This window comes from Hymenobacter glaciei (assembly GCF_039539585.1).
Lineage (GTDB): Bacteria > Bacteroidota > Bacteroidia > Cytophagales > Hymenobacteraceae > Hymenobacter > Hymenobacter glaciei.
In genome coordinates this window covers 1-26433 of the sequence record NZ_BAABDK010000023.1, presented here as the reverse complement: position 1 = coordinate 26433, position 26433 = coordinate 1, and the positions used below count along the sequence as shown (strand labels likewise).

The 26433-nt window shown below is 59.4% G+C and carries 24 protein-coding genes; 19 read left to right on the top strand and 5 right to left on the bottom strand.

From position 1 onward, the window contains the following. Window positions 1–46 precede the first annotated feature (46 nt). Complete coding sequence (locus ABD837_RS14690; protein WP_345055929.1) at window positions 47–817, bottom strand: DUF547 domain-containing protein; 771 nt, start codon at window positions 815–817, stop codon at window positions 47–49. Between the two features lie 163 nt (window positions 818–980). Between ABD837_RS14690 and ABD837_RS14685 the strand changes: the two genes are divergently transcribed. The 4 genes from ABD837_RS14685 to ABD837_RS14670 all read left to right on the top strand — a co-directional run bounded on the left by ABD837_RS14685 (window position 981) and on the right by ABD837_RS14670 (window position 5353). Then, window positions 981–2345 (top strand): NAD(P)/FAD-dependent oxidoreductase, encoded by a 1365-nt coding sequence (locus ABD837_RS14685; protein WP_345055927.1) that lies wholly within the window; start codon window positions 981–983, stop codon window positions 2343–2345. Window positions 2346–2444: 99 nt separating this feature from the next. Further along, the gene (locus tag ABD837_RS14680) at window positions 2445–2675 is read left to right on the top strand and encodes a hypothetical protein (RefSeq protein WP_345055925.1); all 231 of its coding nucleotides are present in this window, start codon (window positions 2445–2447) and stop codon (window positions 2673–2675) included. Window positions 2676–2859: 184 nt separating this feature from the next. Next, on the top strand, window positions 2860–4224 hold the full coding sequence (locus ABD837_RS14675) for a 4Fe-4S binding protein (protein ID WP_345055923.1): 1365 nt from the start codon (window positions 2860–2862) through the stop codon (window positions 4222–4224). Between the two features lie 4 nt (window positions 4225–4228). Beyond that, window positions 4229–5353, top strand: coding sequence for a formylglycine-generating enzyme family protein (locus tag ABD837_RS14670; protein WP_345055920.1), 1125 nt, complete (start codon window positions 4229–4231; stop codon window positions 5351–5353). Between the two features lie 19 nt (window positions 5354–5372). Here the strand turns inward: ABD837_RS14670 and ABD837_RS14665 are convergent, their stop codons facing one another. From ABD837_RS14665 to lpxK, 3 genes are all read right to left on the bottom strand, one after another. Then, the gene (locus ABD837_RS14665) at window positions 5373–5969 is read right to left on the bottom strand and encodes a MiaE family protein (RefSeq protein WP_345055918.1); all 597 of its coding nucleotides are present in this window, start codon (window positions 5967–5969) and stop codon (window positions 5373–5375) included. 96 nt (window positions 5970–6065) lie between these two features. Beyond that, window positions 6066–8129 carry a putative porin gene (locus tag ABD837_RS14660; RefSeq protein WP_345055916.1) on the bottom strand — a complete coding sequence of 688 codons (2064 nt, stop codon included), beginning with the start codon at window positions 8127–8129 and terminating at the stop codon, window positions 6066–6068. A gap of 57 nt (window positions 8130–8186) precedes the next feature. After that, on the bottom strand, window positions 8187–9251 hold the full coding sequence (lpxK, locus tag ABD837_RS14655; RefSeq protein WP_345055914.1) for a tetraacyldisaccharide 4'-kinase: 1065 nt from the start codon (window positions 9249–9251) through the stop codon (window positions 8187–8189). 129 nt (window positions 9252–9380) lie between these two features. Here lpxK and ABD837_RS14650 point away from each other — a divergent pair, with 129 nt between their 5' ends. After that, complete coding sequence (locus ABD837_RS14650; RefSeq protein WP_345055912.1) at window positions 9381–10067, top strand: DUF6992 family protein; 687 nt, start codon at window positions 9381–9383, stop codon at window positions 10065–10067. Between the two features lie 19 nt (window positions 10068–10086). After that, entirely contained in the window at window positions 10087–10767 is a 681-nt protein-coding gene (locus ABD837_RS14645) for a uracil-DNA glycosylase family protein (RefSeq protein WP_345055910.1), read from the top strand. A gap of 136 nt (window positions 10768–10903) precedes the next feature. Here ABD837_RS14645 and ABD837_RS14640 read toward each other — a convergent pair whose 3' ends face one another. After that, a complete protein-coding gene (locus ABD837_RS14640) occupies window positions 10904–11479 on the bottom strand; it encodes a succinate dehydrogenase/fumarate reductase transmembrane subunit (RefSeq protein WP_345055908.1) in 576 nt (191 codons plus the stop codon). Window positions 11480–11790: 311 nt separating this feature from the next. Between ABD837_RS14640 and ABD837_RS14635 the strand changes: the two genes are divergently transcribed. The 13 genes from ABD837_RS14635 to ABD837_RS14575 all read left to right on the top strand — a co-directional run bounded on the left by ABD837_RS14635 (window position 11791) and on the right by ABD837_RS14575 (window position 25827). After that, complete coding sequence (locus ABD837_RS14635; RefSeq protein ID WP_345055906.1) at window positions 11791–12912, top strand: Nif3-like dinuclear metal center hexameric protein; 1122 nt, start codon at window positions 11791–11793, stop codon at window positions 12910–12912. Further along, window positions 12902–13663 carry a zinc ribbon domain-containing protein gene (locus ABD837_RS14630; protein ID WP_345055904.1) on the top strand — a complete coding sequence of 254 codons (762 nt, stop codon included), beginning with the start codon at window positions 12902–12904 and terminating at the stop codon, window positions 13661–13663. The genes ABD837_RS14635 and ABD837_RS14630 overlap by 11 nt, the downstream gene beginning before the upstream one ends. A 91-nt stretch (window positions 13664–13754) precedes the next feature. Beyond that, a complete protein-coding gene (locus ABD837_RS14625; protein ID WP_345055902.1) occupies window positions 13755–15320 on the top strand; it encodes a DUF3808 domain-containing protein in 1566 nt (521 codons plus the stop codon). Between the two features lie 105 nt (window positions 15321–15425). Next, window positions 15426–16721 carry an anthranilate synthase component I family protein gene (locus ABD837_RS14620; protein WP_345055900.1) on the top strand — a complete coding sequence of 432 codons (1296 nt, stop codon included), beginning with the start codon at window positions 15426–15428 and terminating at the stop codon, window positions 16719–16721. 145 nt (window positions 16722–16866) lie between these two features. Next, the gene (gene miaB / locus ABD837_RS14615) at window positions 16867–18306 is read left to right on the top strand and encodes a tRNA (N6-isopentenyl adenosine(37)-C2)-methylthiotransferase MiaB (RefSeq protein ID WP_345055897.1); all 1440 of its coding nucleotides are present in this window, start codon (window positions 16867–16869) and stop codon (window positions 18304–18306) included. A gap of 145 nt (window positions 18307–18451) precedes the next feature. After that, on the top strand, window positions 18452–18883 hold the full coding sequence (locus tag ABD837_RS14610) for a four helix bundle protein (RefSeq protein WP_345055895.1): 432 nt from the start codon (window positions 18452–18454) through the stop codon (window positions 18881–18883). Between the two features lie 2 nt (window positions 18884–18885). Further along, window positions 18886–20178 (top strand): sigma-54 interaction domain-containing protein, encoded by a 1293-nt coding sequence (locus ABD837_RS14605; RefSeq protein ID WP_345055893.1) that lies wholly within the window; start codon window positions 18886–18888, stop codon window positions 20176–20178. A gap of 79 nt (window positions 20179–20257) precedes the next feature. After that, a complete protein-coding gene (locus ABD837_RS14600) occupies window positions 20258–20755 on the top strand; it encodes an LptE family protein (protein ID WP_345055891.1) in 498 nt (165 codons plus the stop codon). 202 nt (window positions 20756–20957) lie between these two features. Next, entirely contained in the window at window positions 20958–22670 is a 1713-nt protein-coding gene (locus ABD837_RS14595; RefSeq protein WP_345055889.1) for a hypothetical protein, read from the top strand. 23 nt (window positions 22671–22693) lie between these two features. Then, window positions 22694–23077 carry a preprotein translocase subunit SecG gene (gene secG / locus ABD837_RS14590; RefSeq protein ID WP_345055887.1) on the top strand — a complete coding sequence of 128 codons (384 nt, stop codon included), beginning with the start codon at window positions 22694–22696 and terminating at the stop codon, window positions 23075–23077. 264 nt (window positions 23078–23341) lie between these two features. Continuing rightward, a complete protein-coding gene (gene groES / locus ABD837_RS14585; protein ID WP_068232777.1) occupies window positions 23342–23632 on the top strand; it encodes a co-chaperone GroES in 291 nt (96 codons plus the stop codon). A 52-nt stretch (window positions 23633–23684) separates the two neighbouring features. Next, the gene (groL, locus tag ABD837_RS14580) at window positions 23685–25331 is read left to right on the top strand and encodes a chaperonin GroEL (protein WP_345055882.1); all 1647 of its coding nucleotides are present in this window, start codon (window positions 23685–23687) and stop codon (window positions 25329–25331) included. 118 nt (window positions 25332–25449) lie between these two features. Continuing rightward, window positions 25450–25827, top strand: a complete 378-nt coding sequence (locus tag ABD837_RS14575) for a hypothetical protein (RefSeq protein WP_345055879.1) — start codon at window positions 25450–25452, stop codon at window positions 25825–25827. The last annotated feature ends 606 nt before the right edge of the window (window positions 25828–26433 follow it).

Sequence of the window (26433 nt, the reverse complement as noted above, 5' to 3'; positions counted from 1 at the left end):
GCATCGCCGGCCGGAAGCCTCCTTACTTTTGTAGTTGCTTATATTACTACTGTTTGCGGTCGTTCAAGGCCCAGTCGTAGGTGTAATACTCCACGGCATACGTAGCCGGAATTGCTTTGCTGTCGCGGAACTGATTGATGTAGGCCAGCCCAGTTTTGCCGCTGGCCTTAAATTCGGGCTCGAACCACTTGAATATCTCCGAAATCTGGACCTTCTTGGTGGCGTCGTTCACCCGGATAAACTTGGGGTCCTGCAGCACTTTGCGGGCCTGCACCGTGAGCTGGGCATCGACCTGGTTGCCCACGTAGGCCTGGCGATTGAGGCGCGGGCAGCCTTTGGCACCGCACACCAGCGCAAAATGAACGCGCGGGTCGTGGAAAGGCTCGCGCAGCTTTTTGGCTTCCAAATCGTTGAGGGTCATCTTCTCGCCAGCCACCGTCACCAGGTTCTTATCGAAGAAGCCGGGGATTTTCTGTACCGACTCGGCTGGGTAATGCGCGGCCACTTCGCTGATGACCATGACATTGTAGGCATTTAAGTAAAATGCTTCGCGGTCGGCATCCTTTAGCATCTTGGCATCGGTGGTTTCGTAGCGCTTCACCAGCGCTTTTATTTCGAGCGGGTTGCGCTTGATAGCACCGTAGTTGATGTTGCCATTCTCGTCGACAAACTTGGCATAGTAAGCGGTAGTTGCCTGGGGCAGCGCGGCCATGGGCGGGGCCGCTACGGCCGTGGCAGTAGCGCCGCTCAGCAGCACCGCGGCTGCTACCGCCAGCCGACGGGCTGTGCTTAGACGGGGAATGAAGGATTTCAGCATGGGAAATGGGGAAAACGAAGAATAAATGGTCCGCAGGTGTAAGGAACCGCCCGGCCACAGTCAATCATTGAGCCACAAACGTACGTATGGTCCCGCTTGGATTCGTGCACCGGGCCCGACCTACATTTGAGCACTGCCCAGCTTTTTTTAATTCAGTCCCTCCATGCACCTCGTCATCATCGGCAACGGCATTACCGGCGTTACCTGCGCGCTTACCGTGCGGCGCCTGCAACCCGCGGCCCGCATCACGCTGGTATCGGGCGAAAGCATCCACCACTACTCGCGCACGGCCCTGATGTACGTGTACATGGGCCACTTGCGCTACCAGGACACCAAGCCCTACGGCGACTGGTTCTGGGACGAAAACCGGCTGGGCCTCGTGCATGCCACCGCCACCGCCCTCAATACCAGCGAAAAGCTGCTGACCCTCGACAACGGCACCACGCTCGCCTACGACCAGCTGCTGCTCGCCACCGGCTCCGAAAGCAAGCGCTACGGCTGGCCCGGGCAGGACCTGGCCGGCGTGCAGGGCCTCTACAGCCTGCCCGATTTGGAAGCCATGGCCCGCGATACGCACGGCATCGGCCGGGGCGTGGTGGTGGGCGGCGGCCTTATTGGGGTCGAGCTGGCCGAGATGCTGCACACCCGCGGCATCGAGCCCGTGGTGCTGGTGCGCGATGCCCGTTACTGGGGCGCGGTGCTGCCGCCCGAAGAAGCCAACTTGGTGGACCGCCAGTTTCACGAGAACCACGTGCCGGTGCGTTACGGCACCGAATTGCGCGAAATATTGGGCGACGGCCGCGGCCGGGTGCGCGCCGTGGTCACGACGGCAGGCGAGGAAATCGAGTGCCAATGGGTGGGCTTGGCTACCGGCGTCACGCCCAACCTCGGGCTGGCCAAAACGTCGGAAGTTGAAACCGACAAGGGCATTCTGGTTGATGCGTTTTTGCGCACCAGCGTGCCCGGCGTTTTTGCGGCCGGCGACTGTGCCCAGCACCGCCAGCCCGGGGCCGGCGAGGTGCCCATCGAGCAGCTCTGGTACACCGGGCGCATGCAGGGCGAAACCGTGGCCCACACCATCTGCGGGCAGGCCACGGCCTACCGGCGTGGCATCTGGTTCAACTCGGCCAAGTTCTTCAACCTCGAATACCAGACCTACGGGCAGGCCCCGTCCGAGCCCACGCCCGGCCTGAGCAGCTTCTATTGGGAGCATGCCTCGGCGCGGGCCGCGCTGCGGGTTTATTTCCAGGCCGAAGCGCCGCATGCCGTTATGGGCTTCAATGCGTTGGGCCTGCGCCTACGCCACGCCGTGTGCGAGCAGTGGATTCGCGAGCAGGCCTCCGTGGGCACCGTACTGGCGCATCTGGGCGCGGCCAATTTCGACCCGGAGTTTGCCAGGCAGCACGAAAAAGCCATCGTGGCCGACTTCAACCGACAATTTCCCCAACTGGCCGTGACGCTGAAGCAACGCAAAGGCCTTCGCGCATTGTTGCGCGAAGCACAGGAAGGGTTTTCAAGCCCAAGGTAAACCATAAGGCTGCGGGCGAATGTTCTGCGCAGCAGCAAACGCCGCCTTGGGCTCCTTGCACCTCGTGTCTTTCCGCACTACATTTTTACTTTTTGCCCCGTGGATTTCTCCAAGCTATACCGTCCGTCGGCCCTCAACAGCTTTCAGTTCATTGCCCTCACCGGGCTGCTGATGAGCGCCGGCGCCCACCTCATTCTATACTTTTTTGTGGGGCACTTGCCCGAGGGCTTCAGCTGGCTCTATGTGTGCTGGATGGCCCTCTACCTGTTTGGCACGCTCAAAAACCTGTTTGGTAAGCCCGATGAGCCGCACCACCATCACCACCATTAAACGGGCTATGCCTTGTAAAAGGCCTTGCTAGAAACCGAATCAGAAGTTCTGCCAAAGCAACTCGCGCCACTGGTAATATACTGGTGCAACAAGCTTGGTTCTTGCTACTAGTTTGCCGTTTAGGCGGCACGCCGAGAAATCGTGTCATTCCTAACATTCGTCGCTATCCCCGCTATTCCTCCCCATGACTCCTACCCTCACCTCGCCCCCGCTGCCCGCTACTTCGCCCGCCGAAAAGCTGATGCTGGCTGGTGTAGCAGGCGGCCTGTTGGCCCTGCTGCTGGCCTGGGCCGATGCCGACCCGGGCCGCCGCAACACCTGGTTTTGGCTGGCCATTGGGCTGGTTAGCGCCGGCACGCTGGCTTGGAGCTGGCTGAAATTTGGGCGCCACCCAGCCGGCGTGCAGCAAAACAACCTCTGGCTGCGCAGCAGCACCGGACGCGGCGCGGTGGGATGGATTACCGGGCTGGTGCTCACCGGTTTTTACGTGGTGCTGTACTGGTTCAGCAACGGCGACAACCAAGGTAATTTTGGTCTGCTCAGCAACCTCATTCATCCACTCGATAGCTTTAGCCAGTGGCTGCGGGCCAAGCCCGCCGACCAGTGGTTTCTCTACGGCACCTTCTACACGCTGGCGGTACTGGTGATGGGCGGCCGCGCACTTTGGAAGTACCGGCACTCGCGCTACCAGGTTATCCGCACCCTTTCAGTCATGTTCTTCCAGCTGGGGTTTTCCTTTCTGATTCCCGGGCTGCTCCAGTTTTTTCAGAAACCCGAGTTCTACTTCAACTACTTCTGGCCGCTGCACTACCAGTACCTGTGGCCCAACGACGTGCACGACCTGCTGAAGAACGGGCAGGCGCTGGGCGTGTTCATGGTGTTTTGGGGCGCGGTGATGTCGTTTGTGGCCACGCCGGTCCTCACCTACTTCTACGGCAAGCGCTGGTACTGCTCGTGGGTGTGCGGCTGCGGCGGCTTGGCCGAAACGGCCGGCGACCCTTACCGCCAGCTTTCCGACAAAAGCCGGACTGCCTGGCGCTGGGAAGTGCGCATCGTCTACACCGTGCTGGGGCTGATAATTGCCATTACGGCCCTGCTGTGGGTGCATTTCGCTACCGGCGGTGCGCTGCTGGGCGAGGTCGGCAACGCAGCGGCCAAATGGTATGGTTTCGCCATTGGCTCGGTATTTTCCGGCGTAATTGGGGTGGGCTTCTACCCCATCATGGGCTCGCGGGTGTGGTGCCGGTTTGGCTGCCCCATGGCGGCCTACCTGGGCCTGCTACAGAAGCACTTTTCGCGCTTCCGCATCAGCACCAATGGGGCGCAGTGCATCTCGTGCGGCAACTGCTCCAACGTATGCGAAATGGGCATCGATGTGCAGCAGTACGCGCAGCGCGGCGCGCCCATCATCCGGGCTTCGTGCGTGGGCTGCGGCATGTGCAGCACCGCCTGCCCACGCGGCGTCCTCAACTTGGAGAACGGCCCGCGCGAGGGTCGCTACCAAGCATCACAGCTCATTCATGCCGATTCGTTGCGGATTTTGAGCTAGTATCATGCTCGATTTACAGCACGTTAGAAGACTGCGAAAGTTGGATGGCGCAAATATGCTCCGAGTCACCTTGCTCTTGAAGGCATTGTTGGTGGTAGGCCTTTCGGGCTGTTACACGCCACGGCCACCCTCAGGGGCTTTCCCAGGCCTGTATAGCGCTACCACCGGCCTCCTAAACCTTACGCGGGAATACGGAGCGAGCCGCGATATTTTCGATGACGACAAGGCCATCCGGTATAGCACTCCGGCCCGTTTCCCGGCCTGCGGAGCTGACACCAGTTTTGTGGTGAAGTTGGATTGGGCCGCATTCAAATCAGTACCCGGCGTGCTACCCATTGGAATGCCGGCAGCTATTGTATTAGCTAGAGATGGCCGAGGCATCGATGAGTCGGAAGTAGCCAATATTGAGTGGAAAAGGTACCGGCAGCAGCTTGAAGCCAATGGATTTGACCTACTCTATACCAACCCCACGGCAGAGGCGCTACCCGTAGCCGATTATTTTACCAACCCTTACTATGACTACTTCCCGGTGGTCGGCATTAGCTACGAACAGGCCAATGCTTTTTGCCTGTGGCGGGGCCACGTTATCGCCAACGCCTTAAATCGCGACAAGTTGGGCTCGCCCGATAGCATGGCTGCCGCACACGTGGTGGTAGAATGCCGCCTTCCAACTGAAGCCGAATGGGAGCAGGCTGCCCTGGCCAAACGTGGTTTACCCTATGGAAGCAAATGCCCCGAGATTCCTTTCGAAATAAACCCCGAGGCGGCCGCCTATTTCAAGAAGCGGTCAGGCAGCGTGGCCTCGGAGCAGCAGATTAGAGCCGATATCCGTGCATATAACCGGACGCGACCAGCACGCTTCCCTATCAACTGCGACCAATCCGGCCCTTATTTTCTGCACCTTGCCAGCCCGGCCTATGTCTATGACGGTCCTACCAATGACTACCGGCTTTACAACCTGCTGGGTAACGCGGCCGAAATGATTCAGGAGCGCGGCATTGCCAAAGGCGGAAGTTACCGCGACCCGTTGGCCGCCTGCACAGTTACATCACGGAGCACGTATTCTGGCCCATCGCCCACCGTGGGCTTTCGCTGTATTACCAAAGCCACCCAACCAAACCGCAAGTAGCTAAGGTCTCCCAAACGGCTTAATGCATCCGGTCATCGCGCACGGGCAGGTTGGTCACGATTTCGCCTTCGATTTCCAACAATTCCTGCAGGCGGGCATCCACCACGGCGGGGTCGCAGTACTCCTTGGCCAGGTCCACGTAGCTTACAAAATGGGCGGCTTCCGATACCATCAGCTCGTAGTAGAACTTGCTCAGCTCCTGGTCAGCAATGTTCTGCCAGAGCAGTTTGAACCGCTCGCAGCTGCGCGCTTCGATGAGGGCCGACACCAGTAACTGGTCCATTAGCTGGCGCTCGCGGGCGCCGCCCTTGCGCACGTGGGCCAGCAGCTGCACCACGTACTCGTCTTTGCGGGGCCGCCCCAGCGGGTAGCCGCGCTTGCGCAACTCCAGCAGCACCCGCTCGAAGTGGCTCCACTCCTCGGCCACCAGGTCGGTGAGCTCGGCCACCAGCCGGGTTTTCTCGGGGTAATGGATAATCATGCTGATGCCGGTGCTGGCCGCTTTTTGCTCGCACCAGGCGTGGTCGACGAGAATATCCTCGATGTTCTTTTCGGCAATGTTCACCCAGCGCGGGTCGGTGTTTAGCTTCAGCTTGAGGATGGTTTTCTCTTTCATGGGTTGATTTCGGTGTCAGCTGCTCGTTGTCAGTTGTCAATATTCAGTGGATGGCCTGAGAACTAACAACAAGCGGCGAACAACTGCACAGACGGCTTAATCGAAGAAATTCCAGCGCACCCCGAACTGGAAGCGGCGCGGGTAGCCCGAGTAGTAGGGCGTGGCAAAGTAGCCGTCGCGGCCCAGGTTCTGGTTCAAATAGGCGACCTTCAGGAACACCGACACGGTTTTGATGTCGGCCGAGAAAAACGCGTTGACAATCGGGTAAGCTCCGATGGTGAATTTATCCTGCTGGTAGAACTGCTGGGTGCTCGGGCTGTAGCCAAAGGCCCGGTAGGCCGACTGGTAATAAACCTCCAGGCCGGTTTGGCTGAACATGGCCTTGCGGAAAATGTAGGCTTCGTAGTAGGCCCGCGACTCCGTAACCAGCGCCGGAATGCGCAGGCCATTCACGTCGCCACCCTTGGTATAAGTTGCCTGGTTATCGATACCAAAGCGGCCCAACTGCGCTTTATGCCGTGCGGCCACGATAAGCAGCTGGTTAGCAACATCCAATTGAGCAGGCAAACCGGCGGCGTCGTAAAACACCAGGTTATTGATGTTCACAAGCGATGCGCTGGCCTCGAAGCGCTGCTGCCGCAGGGCCAGCACATTGGGCAGCTTCAGCTGCAGGCGGCCCGTGAGCTGCTGGGTGTTCGTATTGCTGAACTTGCCGTTCACAACTCCGGAAATGGGGTTCACCCGCTCACCAGCCCAATGGTTCCAGCGGTAATGGTTGCCGATGAACTCTTGTTGAGTGAGCGTGGGCGAATATGAATTGATAAGTGCCTCGGCCGACAGTGGCCCGGTGCGCACGCGCCCACGCAGCCAGTATTCGAGCGAATACGAATCGGGACTAAGCTGGTTAAGTGACAGCAGATACGCTTCACCAGCTGTTTCGACGGCATAAATCGTGCGGTAGTTGAATGCCGCCGTGCCGCCCACGAAGAACTGGTGAAAGCTGCGGGTGGGTGCCCCGGGGCCGAGCTTCAGGTCGGTGGCAGTTGCCACGTCGGTTAGCGTTTCGCTGGTGAGCGAAGCCACCCGGTCCCGGGCATACAGGCGGTACTCCACGGCCGAAGTGCGCCCCAGCACGCCCACCGTGTTTTCGACCTGGCTGAACTGCGAGCGGTCGATGGTAGCGCCCCGGCTGCCCAACACCCGCGGGTAAAAAAAGCCGGGGTCGGCAGTCGGTTTCAGCGCCAGGTCGGCGTAGCTGTTGTACTGGCGCTTGTAGTCGAAGGTGTGGTAAACCGTGAGGCCACGGCCCAGCAGCCGGTAGGTGTGGGTGAAATACAGCTCGTCGCGGTCTTCGTAGTTGATGGCCGTGGAGAGGTACACCTGCTGTTCGTTGTATTTAAACAGATTTGACAGAATGGGCACGCCCGCAGCGTCGACCTCGCTTCGGTCCACATCGATAGTGGTGCCATTGGCTTTATAGTTGATAATGGGCCGAATGCCGCCCTGCTCCACACCCCGGTGGCGGGCGTTGCTGATGTTAAATAGCAAGTGGTACCGCTCATTATCCGTCTGAAAGCGGCCAAACAGCAGCAGGTTGGAATGTTCCACCAAGGCATCGCGGCTGCCCCTGGTCGGGGCCAAAACCTTATTCGAGGCAATGCGCTCGTAGTCAACCCCAATGCTGAAGTTCTTCTTCAGGCTGCGGCTGTAGCTGATTTCGAACACCTGCTCACCCGCGCCCGACTGAATGAAGCGGAAAAACGAATACGGCGAGCGCGAATCGTAGTACGGCACCGTGCGCGCATCGTGAGCGTACCGGTCGAAAGCATTGCGCCCGTAGCGGGCCCCCAACTCCAGGTTGGGTTGATAAAGCAACGGACGCGAAGCCGTACCGACCGCTCCCAAATCCTGCTGAAAGGTGGTATCGTGTAGCCAAAACCGCTGTTGCGGCCAGTGCGTGAGCGTCGTATCGACCGGCGTGCCCTTGGTAGAGTCGCGCAGCACCTCGCTCTCGAAAATGACATGGGTTGTTTTTGGCCCGTACATCACCTTGGTAGAGTCGTCGACCACCTGCGCCCGGGCAGCAGCCGAAAGCAACACCAGCAGTACCAGCCCCAGCCAACGGCTCAGACCAGAAATAAGAACAGAATTTTGGGGCAAAGCCTTCAAACGGAAACAAATAAATGAGGTGCGGAACGCGGCCATCGCAACAGAAAGTCAGGACCGCTGGGTAGGCATTTCCGGCAGCAGCTGGCGCAACACCGCGCCGCCGTCGCCCAGAAACGCCACCCGCACCGGAATGGTATAGAACGGCAGCCCCGCCCGCGCGCCCTGCAAAGCGGGGTCGAGCAAACGCGTGGCGTCCTTTTCGGTGGTAAAAATAGGCCAGCCCGGCTGCCAACGCTCCCGCAAGCCCGCCAAATCGGCTTCGGCAAAGGCGTGATGGTCGGGAAATTCGGCATGAAATCTTATTTCATAGCCCTGTGCAGCAAGGTATTCGCGCAACGGCCCAGGCTGCGCAATGCCGGTGAGCAGCACCGCCGGGCCCGGGCCAGAAATCGCGCCAGGCCCCGATGCATCAGCCTCCGCAGCCTGCAGCGACTGCGGCTCTGCATAGGTATAAGTCGAAAACAGCACCGGCGCACCGGCCCGGGCGTAGCGCCGCACCTTTTGCACGGCAACCTCCTGTTTAGCCGCTGATAAGTTGGGCGGGCATTTCGTGACAATGATGACATCGGCCCGGGCAGCACCGGCCCGGCTCTCGCGCAACCGGCCGGCGGGCAGCACAAAGTCCTCGTAAAAAGGACGGGCCAGTTCGGTCAGCAGCACGTTCAGGGCCGGGCGCACTGCGCGGTGCTGGTAAGCGTCGTCGAGTACGACAACCGTAGTTTCGGGGTGCTCGCGTAGCAGCAGGGCCACGCCCAGGCGGCGGACTTCGGCGACGGCCACCGGCACCTGCTGCGGGGCAAACTGCCCGTAGTACTGCCAGGGCTCGTCGCCCACGGTGGCGGCCGAATCGGCCGGGCCGGCCAGGCGCGGGCCTCGGGTGCGGCGGCCGTAGCCGCGGCTGAGGATGGCCGGGCGATGACCCTGGCGCAGCAATTCTTCGACCAGCCACATCACGTGGGGCGTTTTGCCGGTGCCACCCACCCGCAGGTTACCCACGTTCAGCAAGGGCACAGCAAAGGTTTCGCTGCGCTTCCAGCCTATGTCGTACAACCAGTTACGCAGGGCCATTATGCCGGCATAAAGCCAGGCGAATGGCAACAATAAAAAGGCCATATTGGGCGGCATACGCGAGCTATTGCCGAAGCAACGGCCCCCAAAAGTACGGAGGCCACCAGTCTGGCCGCACAAATCTGTCCCGAAGCGGTTGCCTATCGCCGCTCCTTCACTAATTTCATTCACTTCATGCGCCTCCTATTCCTGCTTGGCTGCCTGCTCGCCTTGGCCCGGCCCATTCCCGCACGGGCGCAGGCCCGGCCCGATTCTGTGCTTCAGCAGCCCGCCGCTGGGGGTACATTGATGACATTCGCGGCTGAGCGCAACCGCCTCGACCAGCGCGGCCTGACGGTTTTGGGCGGCTGGGCGGTGAGCAACCTGCTTGGCAGTGGCATCGCGGCCAGCCAGACGGAAGGCTCGGCGCATTATTTTCATCAAATGAACCTGGGCTGGGGGGCGATAAACCTGGCACTGGCGGAGGCCGGCTACCTGGGGGCCCGCCGGGCTGCGCACGCTCCTACCCCGAACCGCGCCGATAACGTGCGCGCCCAGCTGCGCACCGAGAACATCTACCTGTTCAATGCCGGCCTCGACGTTGCCTACCTGGCCACCGGCGTCTACCTGCTCGAAAAAGGCCGCAACCCTACCGCCCCGGGCTCATCCGACCAGTGGCGGGGCTATGGCCATTCGCTGCTGCTTCAGGGCGGCTTTCTGCTGTTGTTCGACGGCTTCCAGTTTGCTACCCACCACCGGCACGGTACCCAGGCCCTCTATCCATTGCTGAGCCACGTCAGCATCGGTCCCGGCGCGGTGGCGCTGGTCCTGCCGCTGGGGGCTACTCGTCGGCACCCAATCCCGTCCCTTCCTCTGCAATAGCATCCTGAACTACTTAAGTATGCCCAAGCTGGCCGTTCAACTTCTGCATTTCCTGAGCTCATTTCCCCAGCCCAATACGTTGCCGCCGGGCATAGAGGCCCAAAACCCCTTCCGCGAACCGGCCGTGCAGGCATTGGCCCAACGCTTTGCCGACAAATTTTACGCCGACGACCAGCCCCGCGTGGCCCTGCTGGGCATCAACCCCGGCCGGTTGGGCATGGGCCGTACCGGCGTCGCCTTCACCGACCCTGTGGCGCTGAGCAAAATCTGTGGCATTGCCAACGAGTTGCCGCGCGGCCGGCCCGAGCTCTCCACGCAGTTCGTGTACCGCGTGGTTGGGGCGCTGGGCGGCCCGGCCGAGTTCTACCGTCACTTTTTTCTCAGCTCCATCTACCCGCTCGTGCTGCTGAACAACGGCCTGAACTATAATTACTACGACTCGCCTGCCCTCATCAAAACCCTGTGGCCCGACATGCAGCGCTCCCTACGCCAGCAAGCCACCGATTTTGGCCTGCGCCGCGACGTTGCCATAAGCCTGGGCAAGCGCAACGGCGAGTTTCTCAGAAAGCTGAACGACGAGCTCGGCTTATTCAAGCGCATCGTGGTGCTCGACCATCCGCGCTACCTTATGCAGTATCGCCGCCGCGACCTGGAGGCCAACGTGGCCAAGTATGTTGCGGTGCTGGGCGATTTGGTATAACGCTGAACAGGTACGCAATGCGCCTGCTTTTTAGCAACAAAGGCAGTCTAAATTCTGAATATTTGTCAGCGTGCATAGTGCGTATGCCGCACTTCCTTCCATCAAGGCCGCGTGTGCGGTTTTATACTTCGCTTCCTTATTTTCCAATCAATACGTTGTATTCCGTTGGAATTCTCACTCCCTTAAAATGATTTGTCAGTCCGTAAAAAATCAGTGGTGTCACACATATTCCGAAGCCAAATACTACTACTGACTGTCTGACTGGTGTTAAATTCAAAATATTGCGTTTCATTTTTTTATTATGGACGCAAGCTATGTGTCCAAAGAATGAAATAATTGCCAGACCGTAATAGGGAATAAAGAATAAGTTGAGTGGGAACGTATTCAGTCCGGCAACACCGAAGTAGAAGTTTGTGTCGAGGTGTAGTAAAAATCGTCCACTTAGAACGGCGCCCAAATGAATAATAAAGAAAATTGCTAAATAAAGCCCCGTCCAAATCTGCAGCTTGTCAAAGATTGAGGTTGCAGTCCTTCTGGATGAGTTGAAAAGTTTGAGGCCTGAGATTATTTGAACTATTACAGCGCTCAACAACACTGGTTCAATGAATCTACTGCGATAAAAAAGGCGCAAGGCAGTCATTACTTCAATGTGTTTGTCAGCACCATAAATACTGCAAACATGGTTAAGCAGGTGAAGCCCAACAAAGAGCATTATTGTAATTCCCGAGATGTAATGACCCCTTTTTGTCATCAACTTTTCTGTCTGTTATTGGCCCGCCTCATTAATTCTCACAACACAGTATCTCACGCAATTATGCGTTCCATACGGTAGCAGCAATCTGGCCGTACGAGTCTCTTGAATGGCGCAAACATAGTAGAATATAATTCATCGCATCCACAAGGAGAATCGATTCCTTACGGTTATACCAGCTAATTCGTATTCAAAATAGTCACCCGTATAATTGGGCAGTACTAGCGCTGTCTTCGCGAGCTACCTTAGTACCCAATTTCGTCACCTACCCAATGCCTACCGTTCAAGACCTAGCCCGCCTGCTCGAAGCGGCTGCGCCCCTCGCTTACCAGGAAAGCTACGACAACGCCGGCCTGCAATGCGGCAATCCGGCGGCCGAAATTACCGGCGTGCTCATCACCCTCGACTGCACGACCGCCGTGGTAGCCGAGGCCGTGCGGCGCGGCTGCAACGTGGTAGTGGCTCATCACCCGGTTATTTTCCGCCCGCTCAAACGGCTCACCGGGGCCAACGAAGTGGAGCAAACCATCATCGCCGCGCTCAAAAATGACGTGGCCATCTACGCGGCCCATACCAACCTCGACAACGTGCGCGGCGGCGTGAATGATAAACTGGCGGAAAAATTAGGCCTGCGCCAAACCCGTGTGCTGGCCCCGCAAAGCGGCACGCTGGCCCGCCTCATTACCTACGTCCCCAACCGCCCCGAAGACCAGCAAACCGACGTTGCCGGCCGCGTGCTGGCCGCCCTTTACGCCGCCGGAGCGGGCCAGATAGGGCAATATTCCGATTGCAGCTTCCGGGTAGCTGGCACCGGCACCTTCACCCCCGGCGCGGGCACCCAGCCGGTGATTGGGGCGCCCGGCCAGCCCGAAGCCGTGGCCGAAATGCGCCTTGAAGTGCTGCTGCCGCTGCATCGGCAAGCGGCCGTGCTGCGGGCCCTACGCGCCGCGCACCCTTACGAAGAAGTTGCCTACGAGCTGATTAAGCTGGAAAACGTGCACCAGGAAGTTGGCGCGGGCTTGGTGGGCGAGCTGCCCGAAGCACTGGCCCCGGCCGAGTTCCGGCAGCTGCTGAAGCGGCAGCTGCTGGTGCCCGTGGTGCGGCACACCGCCTTCGACAAACCCATCAAAACGGTGGCCATTTGCGGCGGTGCGGGCGCGTTTCTGATTGGCGCGGCGCGGGCCAGCGGAGCCGATGCGTATGTGACCGGCGATGTGAAGTACCACGAGTTTTTTGGGGCCGAGGGCCAGCTCATGCTCTGCGACGTGGGTCATTTTGAGAGCGAACAGTTCACCGGCGAGGTGTTCCGGGATTTGCTAACGGCCGGATTTGAACGTACTTTTGCGGTCTTAATCGCTGAAACCCCGACGAACCCCGTTCAATATGACTGCTAAAAATGCCGCCGTGGCTCCCGCCGACGTTCCCGTAGCCGCCAAGCTCGAAGCCCTGCTCACCCTGCAGCACCTCGACTCGCAGCTCGACGAAATCCGGCGCGTGCGGGGCGATTTGCCCGAGGAAGTGAGCGACCTCGAAGACGAGATTGCCGGCTACGAAGTGCGCGTGAAGAAGTTCGACGAAGAAATTCAGGGCCTCAACGACACCATCAAAGCCCGCAAGCAGGCCAGCAAGGATGCCGAGTCGCTCATCAAAAAGTACGACGAGCAGCAGCAGAACGTGCGCAACAACCGCGAGTTTGAAGCCATTGCCAAGGAAATTGAACTCCAGCGCCTAGAGATTCAGATTGCGGACAAAAAAATCAAAGAAGCACAGTACCAGATTGACGTGAAAAACGCCGAAATCAGCGGTACGAAGTCTAAACTGGATGAGCGTCGCAAAGACCTCGACAACAAAAAAGGCGAACTCGACACTATTGTGGCCGAGAACGAAGAAGAAGAGCGCGGCCTGATGGGCAAGCGCGACGAAGCCACCAAGCCGGTCGAAGACCGCCTGCTGACGGCCTACACGCGTATTCGCGGCAACGTGCGCAACGGCCTGGCCGTGGTGCTGGTGCGCCGCGACGCCTGCGGCGGCTGCTTCAACACGGTGCCGCCCCAGCGCCAGGCCGACATCATCTCGCATAAGAAAATTATTGTGTGCGAGCACTGCGGCCGCATTCTGGCCGACGTGGAAGCCCGCATCTCTTAAGCTCGGCTTTAAGCCAGGTCATCAATCTGATTGACTGACTTATCTCATAAAAAGGAACGGCCTCGGTCGTTCCTTTTTTGTTCCTATCCTGATGGCGTTAGCGGCATTTTTTTTGGAGGTAACAAATGGCGGTCGAATTCGGCGACGGGCCCTGCTGGACGTAGCGGCCCTGCTGAGCGGCTTGCTGCTGATGGGTGCTAAGCCGCCGCAAGCTGCCGCGCCCGAAACAGCGCCCGCGCCTACTGCCCTCGAGCCCCTCACACCCACCAGCCGCCGCGCCTATGCGGAGGTGCTGAAGCTGCGCCTCGACGCGGCCCGTAGCCTGCTCCGGTCCGAGCTGGCCGCTACGCCGAAGTCGCCCGCGCCGCTGCTGGTAGCCAACTGCGCCGATTTTGTGGAGTTGGTGGTTTCGCAGGACGCCAAGCGTTACGATGCCCTCACCGAGAGCCAGGAAGCACGGTTGGATGCCCTGGACGAGGCCCCGGCCAGTGCCTTGCGCGACTATGCCCGGGCCGAAATCACCCTGCACCTGGGCCTGAGCCAGCTGCTGTTCAAACATCTGGTAGCTGGCGGCTTCCACCTGCGCAGCGGCTACCACCAGATGCAGGATGTGGTGAAGCATTACCCCAATTTCACCCCAGCCCGTAAGACTCTGGGTGTGTGTGACTTTGCCGTGGGTGCCATGCCCGAGGGCTACCATTGGCTGCTGCGCCTGCTGGGCCTTACGCCTAGCGTGGAAGCGGGCCTGCGCAACCTGAGCCTCGCGGCCAGCCAGCCCTCCGATTTCCAGCTGGAAAGTCAGCTGCTGCAAGCCCTGATTCGGGAGAGCTACTACAAGCAACCTGCCGAAGCCGAGCGCCTGACGGCCCGCCTCACTGCCGAGCAGCCCGAGAACCTGCTTTTTGCCTACGTACGCATGAGCGTGGCCAAGCGCCAGCACCATGCCGATGCTGCCCTGGCCGCCTACCGCGCCCGGCCCACCGGCCCCGCCTACCTGCCCGTGCCCTACCTGCACCATATGGCCGCCGACCTACTGCTATACCGGGGCGACTACGCCGCTTCGGAGCGCGAAAACCTGGCGTTTCTGCACGAGTCACGCGGGCAGCACTACCACAAGGATGCGGTCTTCAAGCTCTACCTGGCGGCTTGGCTGGGCGGGCAGCCGGCTGCCGCCATTGCGCGCTACCGCTCCCTCATCAACCAGCCCGGCCCGGCTGATGTGGAGGAAGACACCTACGCCCAGCACTATTACGACGAAGCCCGGGCCCTAAACCCCATCCTGACCCGCGCCCGGCTGCAGTCCGACGGTGGCTACGACCGCGAGGCGCTGGCCACGCTGCGCAGCTTCCGTCCCACGGCCACCACGCTCTGGCGCGACCGCATTGAGGCGCCCTACCGACGCGCCCGGGCCTTCCAAGGGTTGGGCCAGCTCGATTCGGCCTGGTTTTACTTTGAGGCGACATTGAGCGAAGCAGGACCAAAAGCGCCTTATTACTATGCCCCACAAGCCGCTTTGCAGCAGGGCTACATGGCCCAGAGTGCGGGCAACAAGCCTGTTGCGCGCAAGTATTTCCTCAAAGCCCTGGCCTATCCCTGGCACGAGTATAAAAACAGCACCGATGCGAAGGCCAAGCTGGCCCTGCGCACGCTGAAATAACTGCAACTTAAGCAGCCTGACTGCCGATTTAGCCCGAACTTTGGGTTCCGGTCAGTCCGGGCCGGCTTCGTAGCCGGCTACGAGAAGGCTGGTTTTGTTGCTCCTGTGCCCGAAGATTCTGCTCTTGCATCCTGCCTTACCGTGCCGCTGGCCACACTACCGGCCGACTTCCGGGCGCGGGCGTTGCGCTGGGCGGCGGGTATCGCGCACTGTGCGTACTTCGAGCCCAACAACCTGGCCTATCCCGAGGGCCCTTTCGAGCACCTGCTGGCGGTTGCAGTTCACGCTACCGACGCTCCGCGCACGCTGGCGGAGCTGCAGCCCTGGCTCCTGCAGGCCGGAACGGCTCCGTGCTGCGGCTTCGTGACGTACGACGTCAAGAACGAAATTGAAGCACTGAGCAGCGCCAACCACGCTGGTTTTGCCTGGCCGCAACTGCACTTTTTTCGGGCCGAAATCTGGCTGCGCTGGCGCGGAGAGCAGCTCGAAATCCACGGAGCTGCTGACGGTGTGCTTGCCCAGATTCTGGCCACCAAAGTGCCTGGGTCTGGTCCGCCACGAGTATCTGGCCTGCGCCCCCGCCTGCCCAAAGTGGAGTACCTGCAGGCGGTGGAGGCTGTGCGCGAAGACATTCTCAACGGCGAAGTGTATGAGCTCAACCTCTGCCAGGAATTCTACGCGGAAGGCGTGGCCCTGGACCCGGCCGACGTATTCGAGCGACTGAACGCAACCTCGCCGGCGCCTTTTGCCGGATTTTTTCGCTGGCACGACCATTACCTGCTCTGCGCCTCGCCCGAACGGTTCGTGGCCCGGCGCGGCAACCAGCTTATTTCCCAGCCCATCAAAGGCACTGCTAGGCGCGGCGCTACGCCCGCTGCCGATGAGCAGCAGCGCCAGGCGTTATTCCACGACGAAAAGGAGCGCGCCGAAAACCTGATGATTGTGGACTTGGTGCGCAACGACCTGGCCCGCGTGGCCCGAACCGGCACCGTGCAGGTACCCGAGCTATTTGGCCTCTACCCTTTCCGCCACGTCTGGCAGATGATATCGACCGTAGCCGCCGAGCTTCGGCCGGGCACCGACCTCGTTGATGTGCTGCGCGCCGCCTTCCCGATGGGCTCGATGACCGGTGCGCCCAAAATCAGGGCTATGCAGCTGATTGAGCACTATGAGCGCAGCCAGCGCGGCCTATACAGTGGCAGCCTGGGCGTGGTGTGGCCGGGCGGCGACTTCGACTTCAACGTCGTCATCCGCTCGCTACAGTACCGGGCCGATACCGGCTACCTGAGCTTCCAGGTCGGCTCGGCTATCACCTACGACTCGGTACCCGAGCGTGAGTACCAGGAGTGTTTGCTGAAAGCTAGGGCCCTAATAGAAGTATTGGGAACACGTATTGAGTAGGGAGCGGGGCTTGCCCCCGCCCGCCGTTTCAACGATGCCGTTCAACGACGGGCGGGGGCAAGCCCCGCCCCTACATTATTCTGCCATTCTGTCATTTTAGCCTCTACCGGCGTATCTTTGTCCTCCGCCGAAAAGCGTTTAGAATATGGCCCAACCCCTGTTAACCCTTGATTTTTTAGATAAGGTTGCTCCCACCGCTGAGGCTACGCCTAGCGGTGACGTACGCGTGACGGCCGCAACCCGCACCGGTCGCCAGCGCAAGCTCTACATTGAGAGCTACGGCTGCCAGATGAATTTCTCGGATTCCGAAATTGTGTCGAGCATTCTCTTCAATGAAGGTTTCGACACCACCGACGACCTCGCCAACGCCGACCTTGTGCTGCTCAACACCTGCTCCATCCGCGAGAAGGCCGAGCAAACGGTGCGCATGCGCCTCAAGCAGATTAATGCGCACAAAAAGCGCAAGCCCGGCATGCTCGTGGGCGTACTCGGCTGCATGGCCGAGCGCCTGAAAAGCAAGTTTTTGGAGGAAGATAAAATTGTGGACCTCGTCGTCGGCCCCGATGCCTACCGCGACCTGCCCGGCCTCATCAGCCAGGTAGATGGCGGACAAAGAGGCGTGAATGTGTTGTTAAGCCGCGAAGAAACCTACGCCGACATCACCCCTGTGCGCCTGAACTCAAACGGCGTGTCGGCCTTCATCAGCATCATGCGCGGCTGCGACAACATGTGCTCGTTCTGCGTGGTACCCTTCACCCGCGGCCGCGAGCGCAGCCGAGATGCTCACAGCGTTATTCAGGAAGCCAGCGATTTGGTGGCGGCTGGCTACAAGGAAGTAACGCTGCTAGGCCAGAACGTGGACTCCTACAAATGGGCCTCGGCTGACGGTACCGAGCACGTCAACTTCGCCCAGCTGCTGGAGCGCGTGGCCCTCATCAGCCCCGAATTGCGCGTGCGCTTTTCGACCTCGCACCCCAAGGACATTACCGACGAGGTGCTGCACACCATGGCGCGCCACGAGAATATCTGCAAGTACATTCACCTGCCGGCCCAGAGCGGCAACTCGCGCGTGCTGGCCCTGATGAACCGCACCTACGACCGGACCTGGTACGAGGAGCGCGTGAACCGCATCCGCGAAATACTTGGTGACGACTGTGCCATCTCGACCGACATGATTGCCGGTTTCTGCTCCGAAACCGAGGAGGAGCACGAGGATACCAAGAGCCTGATGCACTTCGTGCAGTACGACATGGCGTATCAGTTCTTTTACTCGGAGCGGCCCGGTACGCTAGCCGCCCGCAAGCTGGCCGACGACGTTCCGCTCGAAACCAAGAAGCGCCGCCTGCAGGAATTGATTGACGTCCAGCAGGTATACAGCGCCAAGCGCAACGCCCGCTCCGTGGGCCAGGTGCACAAGGTGCTGGTCGAGAATTTCTCCAAACGCTCCAAAGACGACCTAAGCGGCCGCAACAGCCAGAACCAAGTCGTCATCTTCCCCAAAGGCAATTACAAGAAAGGCGACTACGTGAACGTGCTCGTGCACAGCAGCTCCGCAAGCACTTTGCTAGGTGAGGCGGTTGGATAGTTGTCAGTTGCTCGTTGTCAGTTGTTAGCTTGTTCTTAAGTAGTCGTCCAAAAGAAAATGGGTTGTCAGTTATCAGTTGTTCGTTGTTAGTGAGCCAATTATGCAGCGACTGACAACTGTCAACTAATGCCTAACACCTTAGTTTATGGAAAGGTCTTACACTGAGCTGAATGTTTGGCTGCAAAGTCGACAACTGACAAAACGAGTTTATGAGTTGACTAGACAGTTCCCAAAAGACGAATTGTTTGGTTTGACCAATCAATTGCGACGGGCGGCGGTTTCCATTCCTTCGAATATTGCGGAAGGCTGTGGCCGGCAGCATACCCGAGATACGCTTCAATTTTTATTTATTGCTCGCGGTTCATTATTCGAAGTCGAAACGCAACTCTACCTCGCTTTCGACCTGGCTTATTTGAACGAAGAAATACTCCAACAGCTACTGGAGGATATCATTAATTGCAAAAAGCTGTTGCAGGGTTTCATCCGCTACTATCGCTCGCTTTTGCCCCCATCCCAAGTTGCCGAAGATGCTCCCAGCTACATCCCTGACAACGGACAACTAACAACGGACAACTAACTTTGACTACGCAAGAAATTCAATCCATCAAGCTCCGGTTTGGCATCATCGGCAATGCGCCGGCGCTGAACTACGCCATTCAGGTAGCCGCGCAGGTTGCGCCAACCGACATGACGGTGCTCATTACCGGCGAAAGCGGGTCGGGCAAGGAGTCGTTTTCCAAGATTATCCACGCCTTGTCGCCGCGTAAGCACGGCCAGTTTATTGCTATCAACTGCGGCGCCATTCCGGAAGGCACAATTGATTCGGAGCTGTTTGGGCACGAAAAAGGCTCGTTTACGGGAGCGAATGAGGCGCGCAAGGGCTACTTCGAAGTAACCAACGGCGGCACCATTTTCCTGGATGAAATCGGTGAGATGCCGCTGGGCACCCAGGCCCGCCTGCTGCGCGTGCTGGAGAATGGCGAGTTTATCCGGGTGGGTTCGTCGAAAGTGCAGAAAACCGACGTGCGCGTGGTGGCCGCTACCAACGTGAACCTGCTCGACCGTGTGCAGGCCGGCACCTTCCGCGAAGACCTGTACTACCGCCTGAACACCGTGCCCATTACCGTACCGCCATTGCGCGAGCGCGGCGAGGATGTGTACCTGCTGTTCCGCAAGTTTGCTTCGGATGCGGCCGAGCGGTACCGCACGCGCCCCATCATCCTGCTGCCCGATGCGGTGCCGGTGCTCACGCGCTTCCGCTTTCCCGGCAACATTCGCCAGCTCAAGAACATCGCCGAGCAGATGTCGGTGCTCGAAACCGAGCGCGACGTGGATGCCCGCCGGCTCGCGCCTTACCTGCCGCAGGACCAGGTCAGCCGCCTGCCCATGCTGCTCGGGCCGGGCGCTTCCGATGGGGCAGCCGGTAATTATTCGGAGCGCGACCTGCTCTACAAGATTTTGTTCGACATGCGCCGCGACATGACGGACCTCAAAAAAATGGTGTTGGAGCTGGCTTCGGGCCAGCGGCCGCACGAGGCGCAGGAGCTGTTGCGTCAGAACAGCCACCTCTTCAGCAATACGAGCGCGACGACGACGTTTGAGGGCAATGGCAGCAATGAATACTTCCTGCCAGCCCCGGCGAACCCTTACCACAGCGAGCCAGCGGCCAGCTACGACGACGAAACTCCGGTGGAAGACATCCCGCACGAAACCGAGGAGGAAACCCTGTCGCTCGACGTAAAGGAGCGGGAAATGATACTCAAGGCCCTAAAAAAGCACAATAACAAGCGCAAGTACGCCGCCCACGACCTGGGCATTTCGGAGCGCACCCTCTACCGCAAACTCAAGCAGTATGACCTGGAGCAAGTTTAGAAATGCGCTACCCCCCTTAAGCAGCAAGCAGCAAGCGTTTCGCCCGTTGCACGCCTGGCGCTTGGTGCTGGCTTGCAGCATGTGGCTACTCGCTGGCAGTTTACTGACGGGCTGTGGCATCTACTCGTTCAACGGCACCAACATCGACCCCGCGGTGCGCACGATATCCATTGCCACCATTCAGAACAACTCACCGCAAGGCCCAGCGTTTCTGACCCAGCGCTTTACGGAGGATTTGAAGGACTACTTCCAGCGCAACACCAATCTGCGGCTGGTGCCGCGCGACGGCGACCTGCAATTCGACGGTAATATCATTGCCTACGACTTTGCACCGGCGTCCATTCAGCAGGTAGAGGGCGTGTCGCAGGCGGGCTCGAATCGGCTAACCATCCAAGTGAAAATCCGCTTTACCAACACCAAGGACGATAAGCAGAGCTTCGAACAGGTGTTCCAAAACTTCGACGACTACCCGGCCAGCCGCAACATCGCCACCATCAACAGCGACCCCGGTGCGGTGCGCACCACGACCGATAAAATCGTTACCGACATATTCAATAAGTCGGTTGCTAACTGGTAGAAGCATCGTGACGAGTCTGCGCGGCAATGAGCGGGCAATTTATTGTGGGTAACGGCCAACAGGTTAGCATAAAACGGCTTTTCTGTCTCGAAAAGGCTGCGGGCGTTTGTGTAAATTGGCGTAATGTTGCGCCCCGCTTCGTGGCCCAAGGGCGCATTGCGGATATAACGCCGTTTTTGTTTCTGCTTCTTTTTTCGCTGTTGTGACCCGCGCTACCCTCCTGCACGTTCTGGAACGCCCCACCGCCTTGGGGCCGGCCGAAGTGCGCGAACTCGAGCAGCTGGCCCAGGCTTTTCCCTATTGCCAGACGGCCCACCTGCTGTTGGCCAAAGCCGCCCACGACCAGGGCACCATGCTGGCCGGCCAGCGCCTGCGCCGCGCCGCTACGTATGCTGCCGACCGCACCCTGCTGCGCCGCCTGATTGAGGAAGTCGAGCCCCTGCCCGAACCAAGCTCTCCACTGGCCCCTCCCCATCCGCTCGACCTAGTGGACTGGCCCGATGAATACGTTGCGCCTACTGCATCGCAGTCCCTCGCGCCCATTACCGAAACACCGGCTGCAACGGCTCCTTTTGAGTTGGCGGTAGCACCGCCCCTGCCACAGTTACCTGTCGAGGTGCCGGTTGCAATTGCCCAGCCCCCTGTTGCGGTTGAGCTGCCTATAGTAACGCCGGCTCCAGTGGCACCGCAACCGCCCATTGCAGCGGTTCCAGAGCCTATTGTGCTCATCGAAGTGGTCAGGCCAGCAGTAGATGTTGAGGCTGCTCCACTGGTTGAGTTCAATTCCTCAGCCGTGGAAGCCGTCGCATCTGTATCCGATGCGCACACAGAACCCGTAGCAGCAAGCCCTACCACTGAAGCTCCAGTAGTATCAGAAGCGGCTGCGCATTCAGCACCTGAATATCAGGTGCTGCCCGCGGAAGTTGCCGTAGCTATTTCTGCACCTGTTCTCACGCCCCCGGTGGTAGAAGAGCTTACAGTTGCTCTCCCCGCGCCAATCGAGGTCGAGGCACCTACAGCAACCCAATTGTCTTCGGAGTTAGTTGTTCCGGAGGCAGCAGCTGCCGAGGAAGCTAATGTTGTAGCGGCAGTGCAGATGCTAGCAGTAACCGAGGCGTCACCAGCGACATCCGCTCCAGTTGCAGTAGTTCCAGACACGGTTGCTGAGGCCGAGCTGCCGGCTCAGGCGCCGGCCATTCGCCCGCCTGCCGAAGTAGGGGAAGCCCGCTTTGAATTTGGACTGGCAGAACCGGTACCCGTGCCGGCCGCACCAACGTACGAGCTGCCCGGGCTGGTTGACGAATGGGCTGCGTCCGCCGTTACGCTGAGCTTGGCTGGCCCGAAGTTGCGTGCCCAAGCCGTTGCTGCGGCACTCGCCCCGGTGCCAGTGCTCACGCCGGCTGCCTTTACCGGCGATACGGTGGTAGGCTATGCGTTCGGCGAAAGCAGCCGCCTGGGCCTGTCGATGCAACTGCTGGACTTGCTGACGGCCAAGGCGGAAACTGCCGAAAGCGCCACCGCCGTTGTGGCGGCGGCCCAACCACCGGCCAGCGCCTTGCCGCCCACTGGCACGTTCTTCGAGCCCGACCCACTGCTGCTCGACCACTGGGCCACTCACAAGCCCGCAGTCCCTGAGCTGCCTTCAACCGTGGACCTCATCAACAACTTTCTCAAGCGGCAGCCCCGCCTGACACGCGCGGCCATGCTGCCGCCCGCGCCCGGTGGCCAAACCGATTTGAGCGTGCGCAGTACCCGCGCCGAGCCCGACCTGGTGTCGGAAAATCTGGCCCGCATCTTCGTGCGGCAGGGCAAAACCGCCCGAGCCATTGAGATTTATGAAAAGCTCATGGTGAAACAGCCGGAAAAAATGGCGTACTTTGCGGCCCAAATACAATCCTTGCAACCTTCTGCGTAATCCGCAGCTTCTTTCAACCTTTCATGTACACCGCTCTCATCATCCTCATTCTTCTCGTGTGTTTCCTGCTGGCCCTGGTGGTGCTGGCCCAAAACCCGAAAGGGGGCGGAATCTCCAGCCAGTTCAGCGCTGGCGGCGCCGCCAGTATGATGGGTGTGAAGCGTACCGGCGACCTGCTGGAGAAGCTCACCTGGGGTTTCGCCATTGGCCTGGTAGTGCTGTCGCTCGGCTCGCACATGCTCACCTCGACCGGCGGTGGCCCGGTGCGCAGCGTGAACCAGGAGCGTGCCCTGCAAACCAAACTGCCCGCACCTACGGCTCCGAGTGGTCCTGCTACGGCCCCGGTTGGTGCGCCCGCCCCAGCACCTACAACTGCTCCGGCTACAACGCCTGCGCAAAAGCAGTAACCATCGCGCTTTAGGCGCTTTCAAATTATTTAAAAGCCGATGTTTCCCTTTGCGGAAGCGTCGGCTTTTTCGTTGGTTCCCGTCTCGCACAATCGAAGACTCGGTCGCCACCAAATCGGTAGCGTTCCTTGCTGCATCGGCCATTTCTGCCACTTGGCAGCGCCAGAATATGCCCATTTTGTCAGGTTTGGCGGGCTGGCACGGGAAGTGAGACAGGGCCGGGCACCAAGATTTTCCATCTAATTCAATCCAAATACACCCAAAATGGCACTTAGCATGAAACCGCTGGCCGACCGCGTAATTGTTCGCGCTGCCGCCGCCGAGGAAAAAACCAAATCCGGCATCATCATTCCCGATACGGCCAAGGAGAAGCCCCAGCGTGGCGAAGTAGTAGCCGTGGGCGAAGGCAAAACCGCTGACAGCGGCTCGCTCATCAAGCCCCAGGTTGCCGTGGGCGACCAAGTGCTCTACGGCAAGTACGCCGGCACCGAAATCACCGTCGACGGTGAGGACCTGCTCATCATGCGCGAGTCGGACATTTTCGCCGTGCTCTAAGCCCGCCGAAAATTCTTCATTCCTAATTCTTAATTCTTAATTCCCTCCAGAAGTGGCTAAGAACATCCAATTCGACACCGAAGGCCGCGCCCGCTTGCAGGCCGGTGTGAACAAACTGGCGAACGCCGTGAAAGTGACCCTCGGCCCTAAAGGCCGCAACGTCATCATCGACAAGAAATTTGGCGCTCCCTCGATTACCAAGGACGGCGTGACCGTGGCCAAGGAAATTGAGCTGCGCGACCCTATCGAGAACATGGGTGCTCAGCTCGTGAAAGAAGTGGCGTCGAAAACGGCCGACCAGGCTGGCGACGGCACCACCACGGCTACCGTACTGGCTCAGGCTATTTACACAGCCGGCTCGAAAAACGTGGCCGCCGGTGCCAACCCGATGGACTTGAAGCGCGGCATCGACAAGGCAGTTATTGCCGTGGTTGCTAACCTGAAGGCTCAGTCGAAGAAGATTGAGAACTCCGCTGAAATCGCTCAGGTGGGTGCTATCTCGGCCAACAACGACATGGAAATCGGCCAGATGATTGCCGATGCCATGGACAAAGTGGGCAAAGAAGGCGTCATCACGGTGGAAGAAGCCCGTGGCACCGAAACCGAAGTGAAGACGGTGGAAGGCATGCAGTTTGACCGCGGCTACCTCTCCCCTTACTTCGTGACCAACCCTGAGAAAATGGAGGTTGAGTTCGACTCGCCTTACGTGCTCATCTACGACAAGAAAGTGAGCACCATGAAGGAGCTGCTGCCCGTGTTGGAGCAGGTGCTGCAGACTGGCAAGCCCCTCGTTATCATCTCGGAAGATGTGGACGGCGAAGCCCTCGCTACGCTCGTAGTGAACAAGCTGCGCGGCTCGCTGAAAATCGCGGCCGTGAAAGCTCCTGGCTTCGGTGACCGCCGCAAGGCCATGCTGGAAGACATTGCTACCCTCACGGGCGGTACCGTTATCAGCGAAGAGCAGGGCTACAAGCTCGAAAACGCTACCCTGGAGTACCTCGGCACGGCTGAGAAAATCATCATCGACAAGGACAACACGACCATCGTGAACGGCAAGGGTGAGAAAACGGCTATCCAGAGCCGCATCGCCCAGATTAAGGCCCAGATGGAAACCACCACGTCGGACTACGACAAGGAGAAACTGCAGGAGCGCCTCGCCAAGCTGAGCGGTGGCGTAGCCATTCTCTACATCGGTGCTTCGACTGAAGTGGAAATGAAGGAGAAGAAGGACCGCGTGGACGATGCCCTGCACGCTACCCGCGCCGCCGTTGAGGAAGGCGTGGTACCCGGTGGTGGCGTGGCCTTGGTGCGTGCGCTGGAGTCGCTGGAAGCAGTGGACACCCGCAACGCCGATGAGCGCACTGGCGTGAACATCATCCGCACGGCCCTGGAGGCTCCCCTGCGCTGCATCGTGCAGAATGCGGGCGGCGAAGGCTCGGTAGTGGTGCAAAAAGTACGCGAAGGCAAAGGTGACTTCGGTTACAACGCCCGCGAGGACCGTTACGAGAACCTGGTGGCCGCTGGTATCATCGACCCCACCAAGGTAACCCGGCTGGCCCTCGAGAACGCTGCTTCTATCGCCGGCTTGCTGCTGACGACTGAGGCGGTGATTTCGGACGAGCCCGAGCCCAAAGATGCTGGCCATGGCCACGGCGATGGTGGCATGGGCGGCATGGGTAGCATGGGCGGCATGATGTAATCCATCTTTGCCGCAAGCTGTCAGCCACAAGCTACAAGCCTGAACGAGCCCCGCTGGCGTTGCCGGCGGGGCTTTTTTGTGCGGGCCAGGGCGTGCTGTCGAAGGCTACCTTTGCCCGATGATGGTCCTACTCTACGCGTGCGGAATCTACAACCTACTGTTTGCCGCTTTTCATGTGGCGTTCTGGCGGTTGTTTAGGTGGAAATCCGAGTTAGCCAAGCTGAATCCTGTTAATCGCGCCATTATGCAGGTGCTCAATCTGCGACTGATTTACGTGCTGCTGCTATTTGGCGCGCTGTACCTGCTGTTTCCGGAAGCGTTACGGACGACGGCGCTGGGGCATTTCTTGCTGGCTGGTACTGCCCTGTGCTGGCTGGGCCGGTTGGTGGAGCAACTCTTCTTTTTGCAGATTCGCAGTTGGCAGCTCCATTTCATGACGCTGGTATTTGTGCTGGGTACCGTGCTTCATGGCCTGGCTTTCTGGATGAGCAGGTAATAGCCCTTGGCGCTCGTGAACGGCCAGCAACCATAGGACACAAGCAACAATGGCCTAGGCGATGGCGGTAATGTTCTGCACAACATTACCAATAACCTGAACATTACCAACAAAGCGCCGGGCGGTACACCACCAGTTGGCTACGGAAATGCGACTTGGTCAGCCGAGCAAAGCTTGGTCACAGGCGTAGCCCCTTGGTCAGGGCATGCGAAGCACCGGATAGGGCGTGCGACGGCTTGGTTTCCTCAGGCAAAGCTTTGGTCGAGGCATACGACGCCCCGGGCGGTGTGTACAAAGCCTTGGCAAACCGATGCAAAGCTCCGCGCCCGCCGGACGCATACCCCCCAAAACTTGAAGCAACGAAAAGCCCCGTCAGTAGCTACTGTCGGGGCTTTTCGTTGTGCACTATCTAGTTCAGGGAACTCATGTACCTTGGGCATTTCGTAAACTTTGATTCGTAGACGAGTTTCTTAAACTCCTCCGGTCCTGAAGTGGCTCTCTGGCACTTGAAGCTGAGCAACTGCCACCAGTTCGCTTAAAGGAGCGATTGATTACCGCACGCTACCCTCATTGAGCCCCGCCGTGCGCATATTCGCTTGCAGGTGA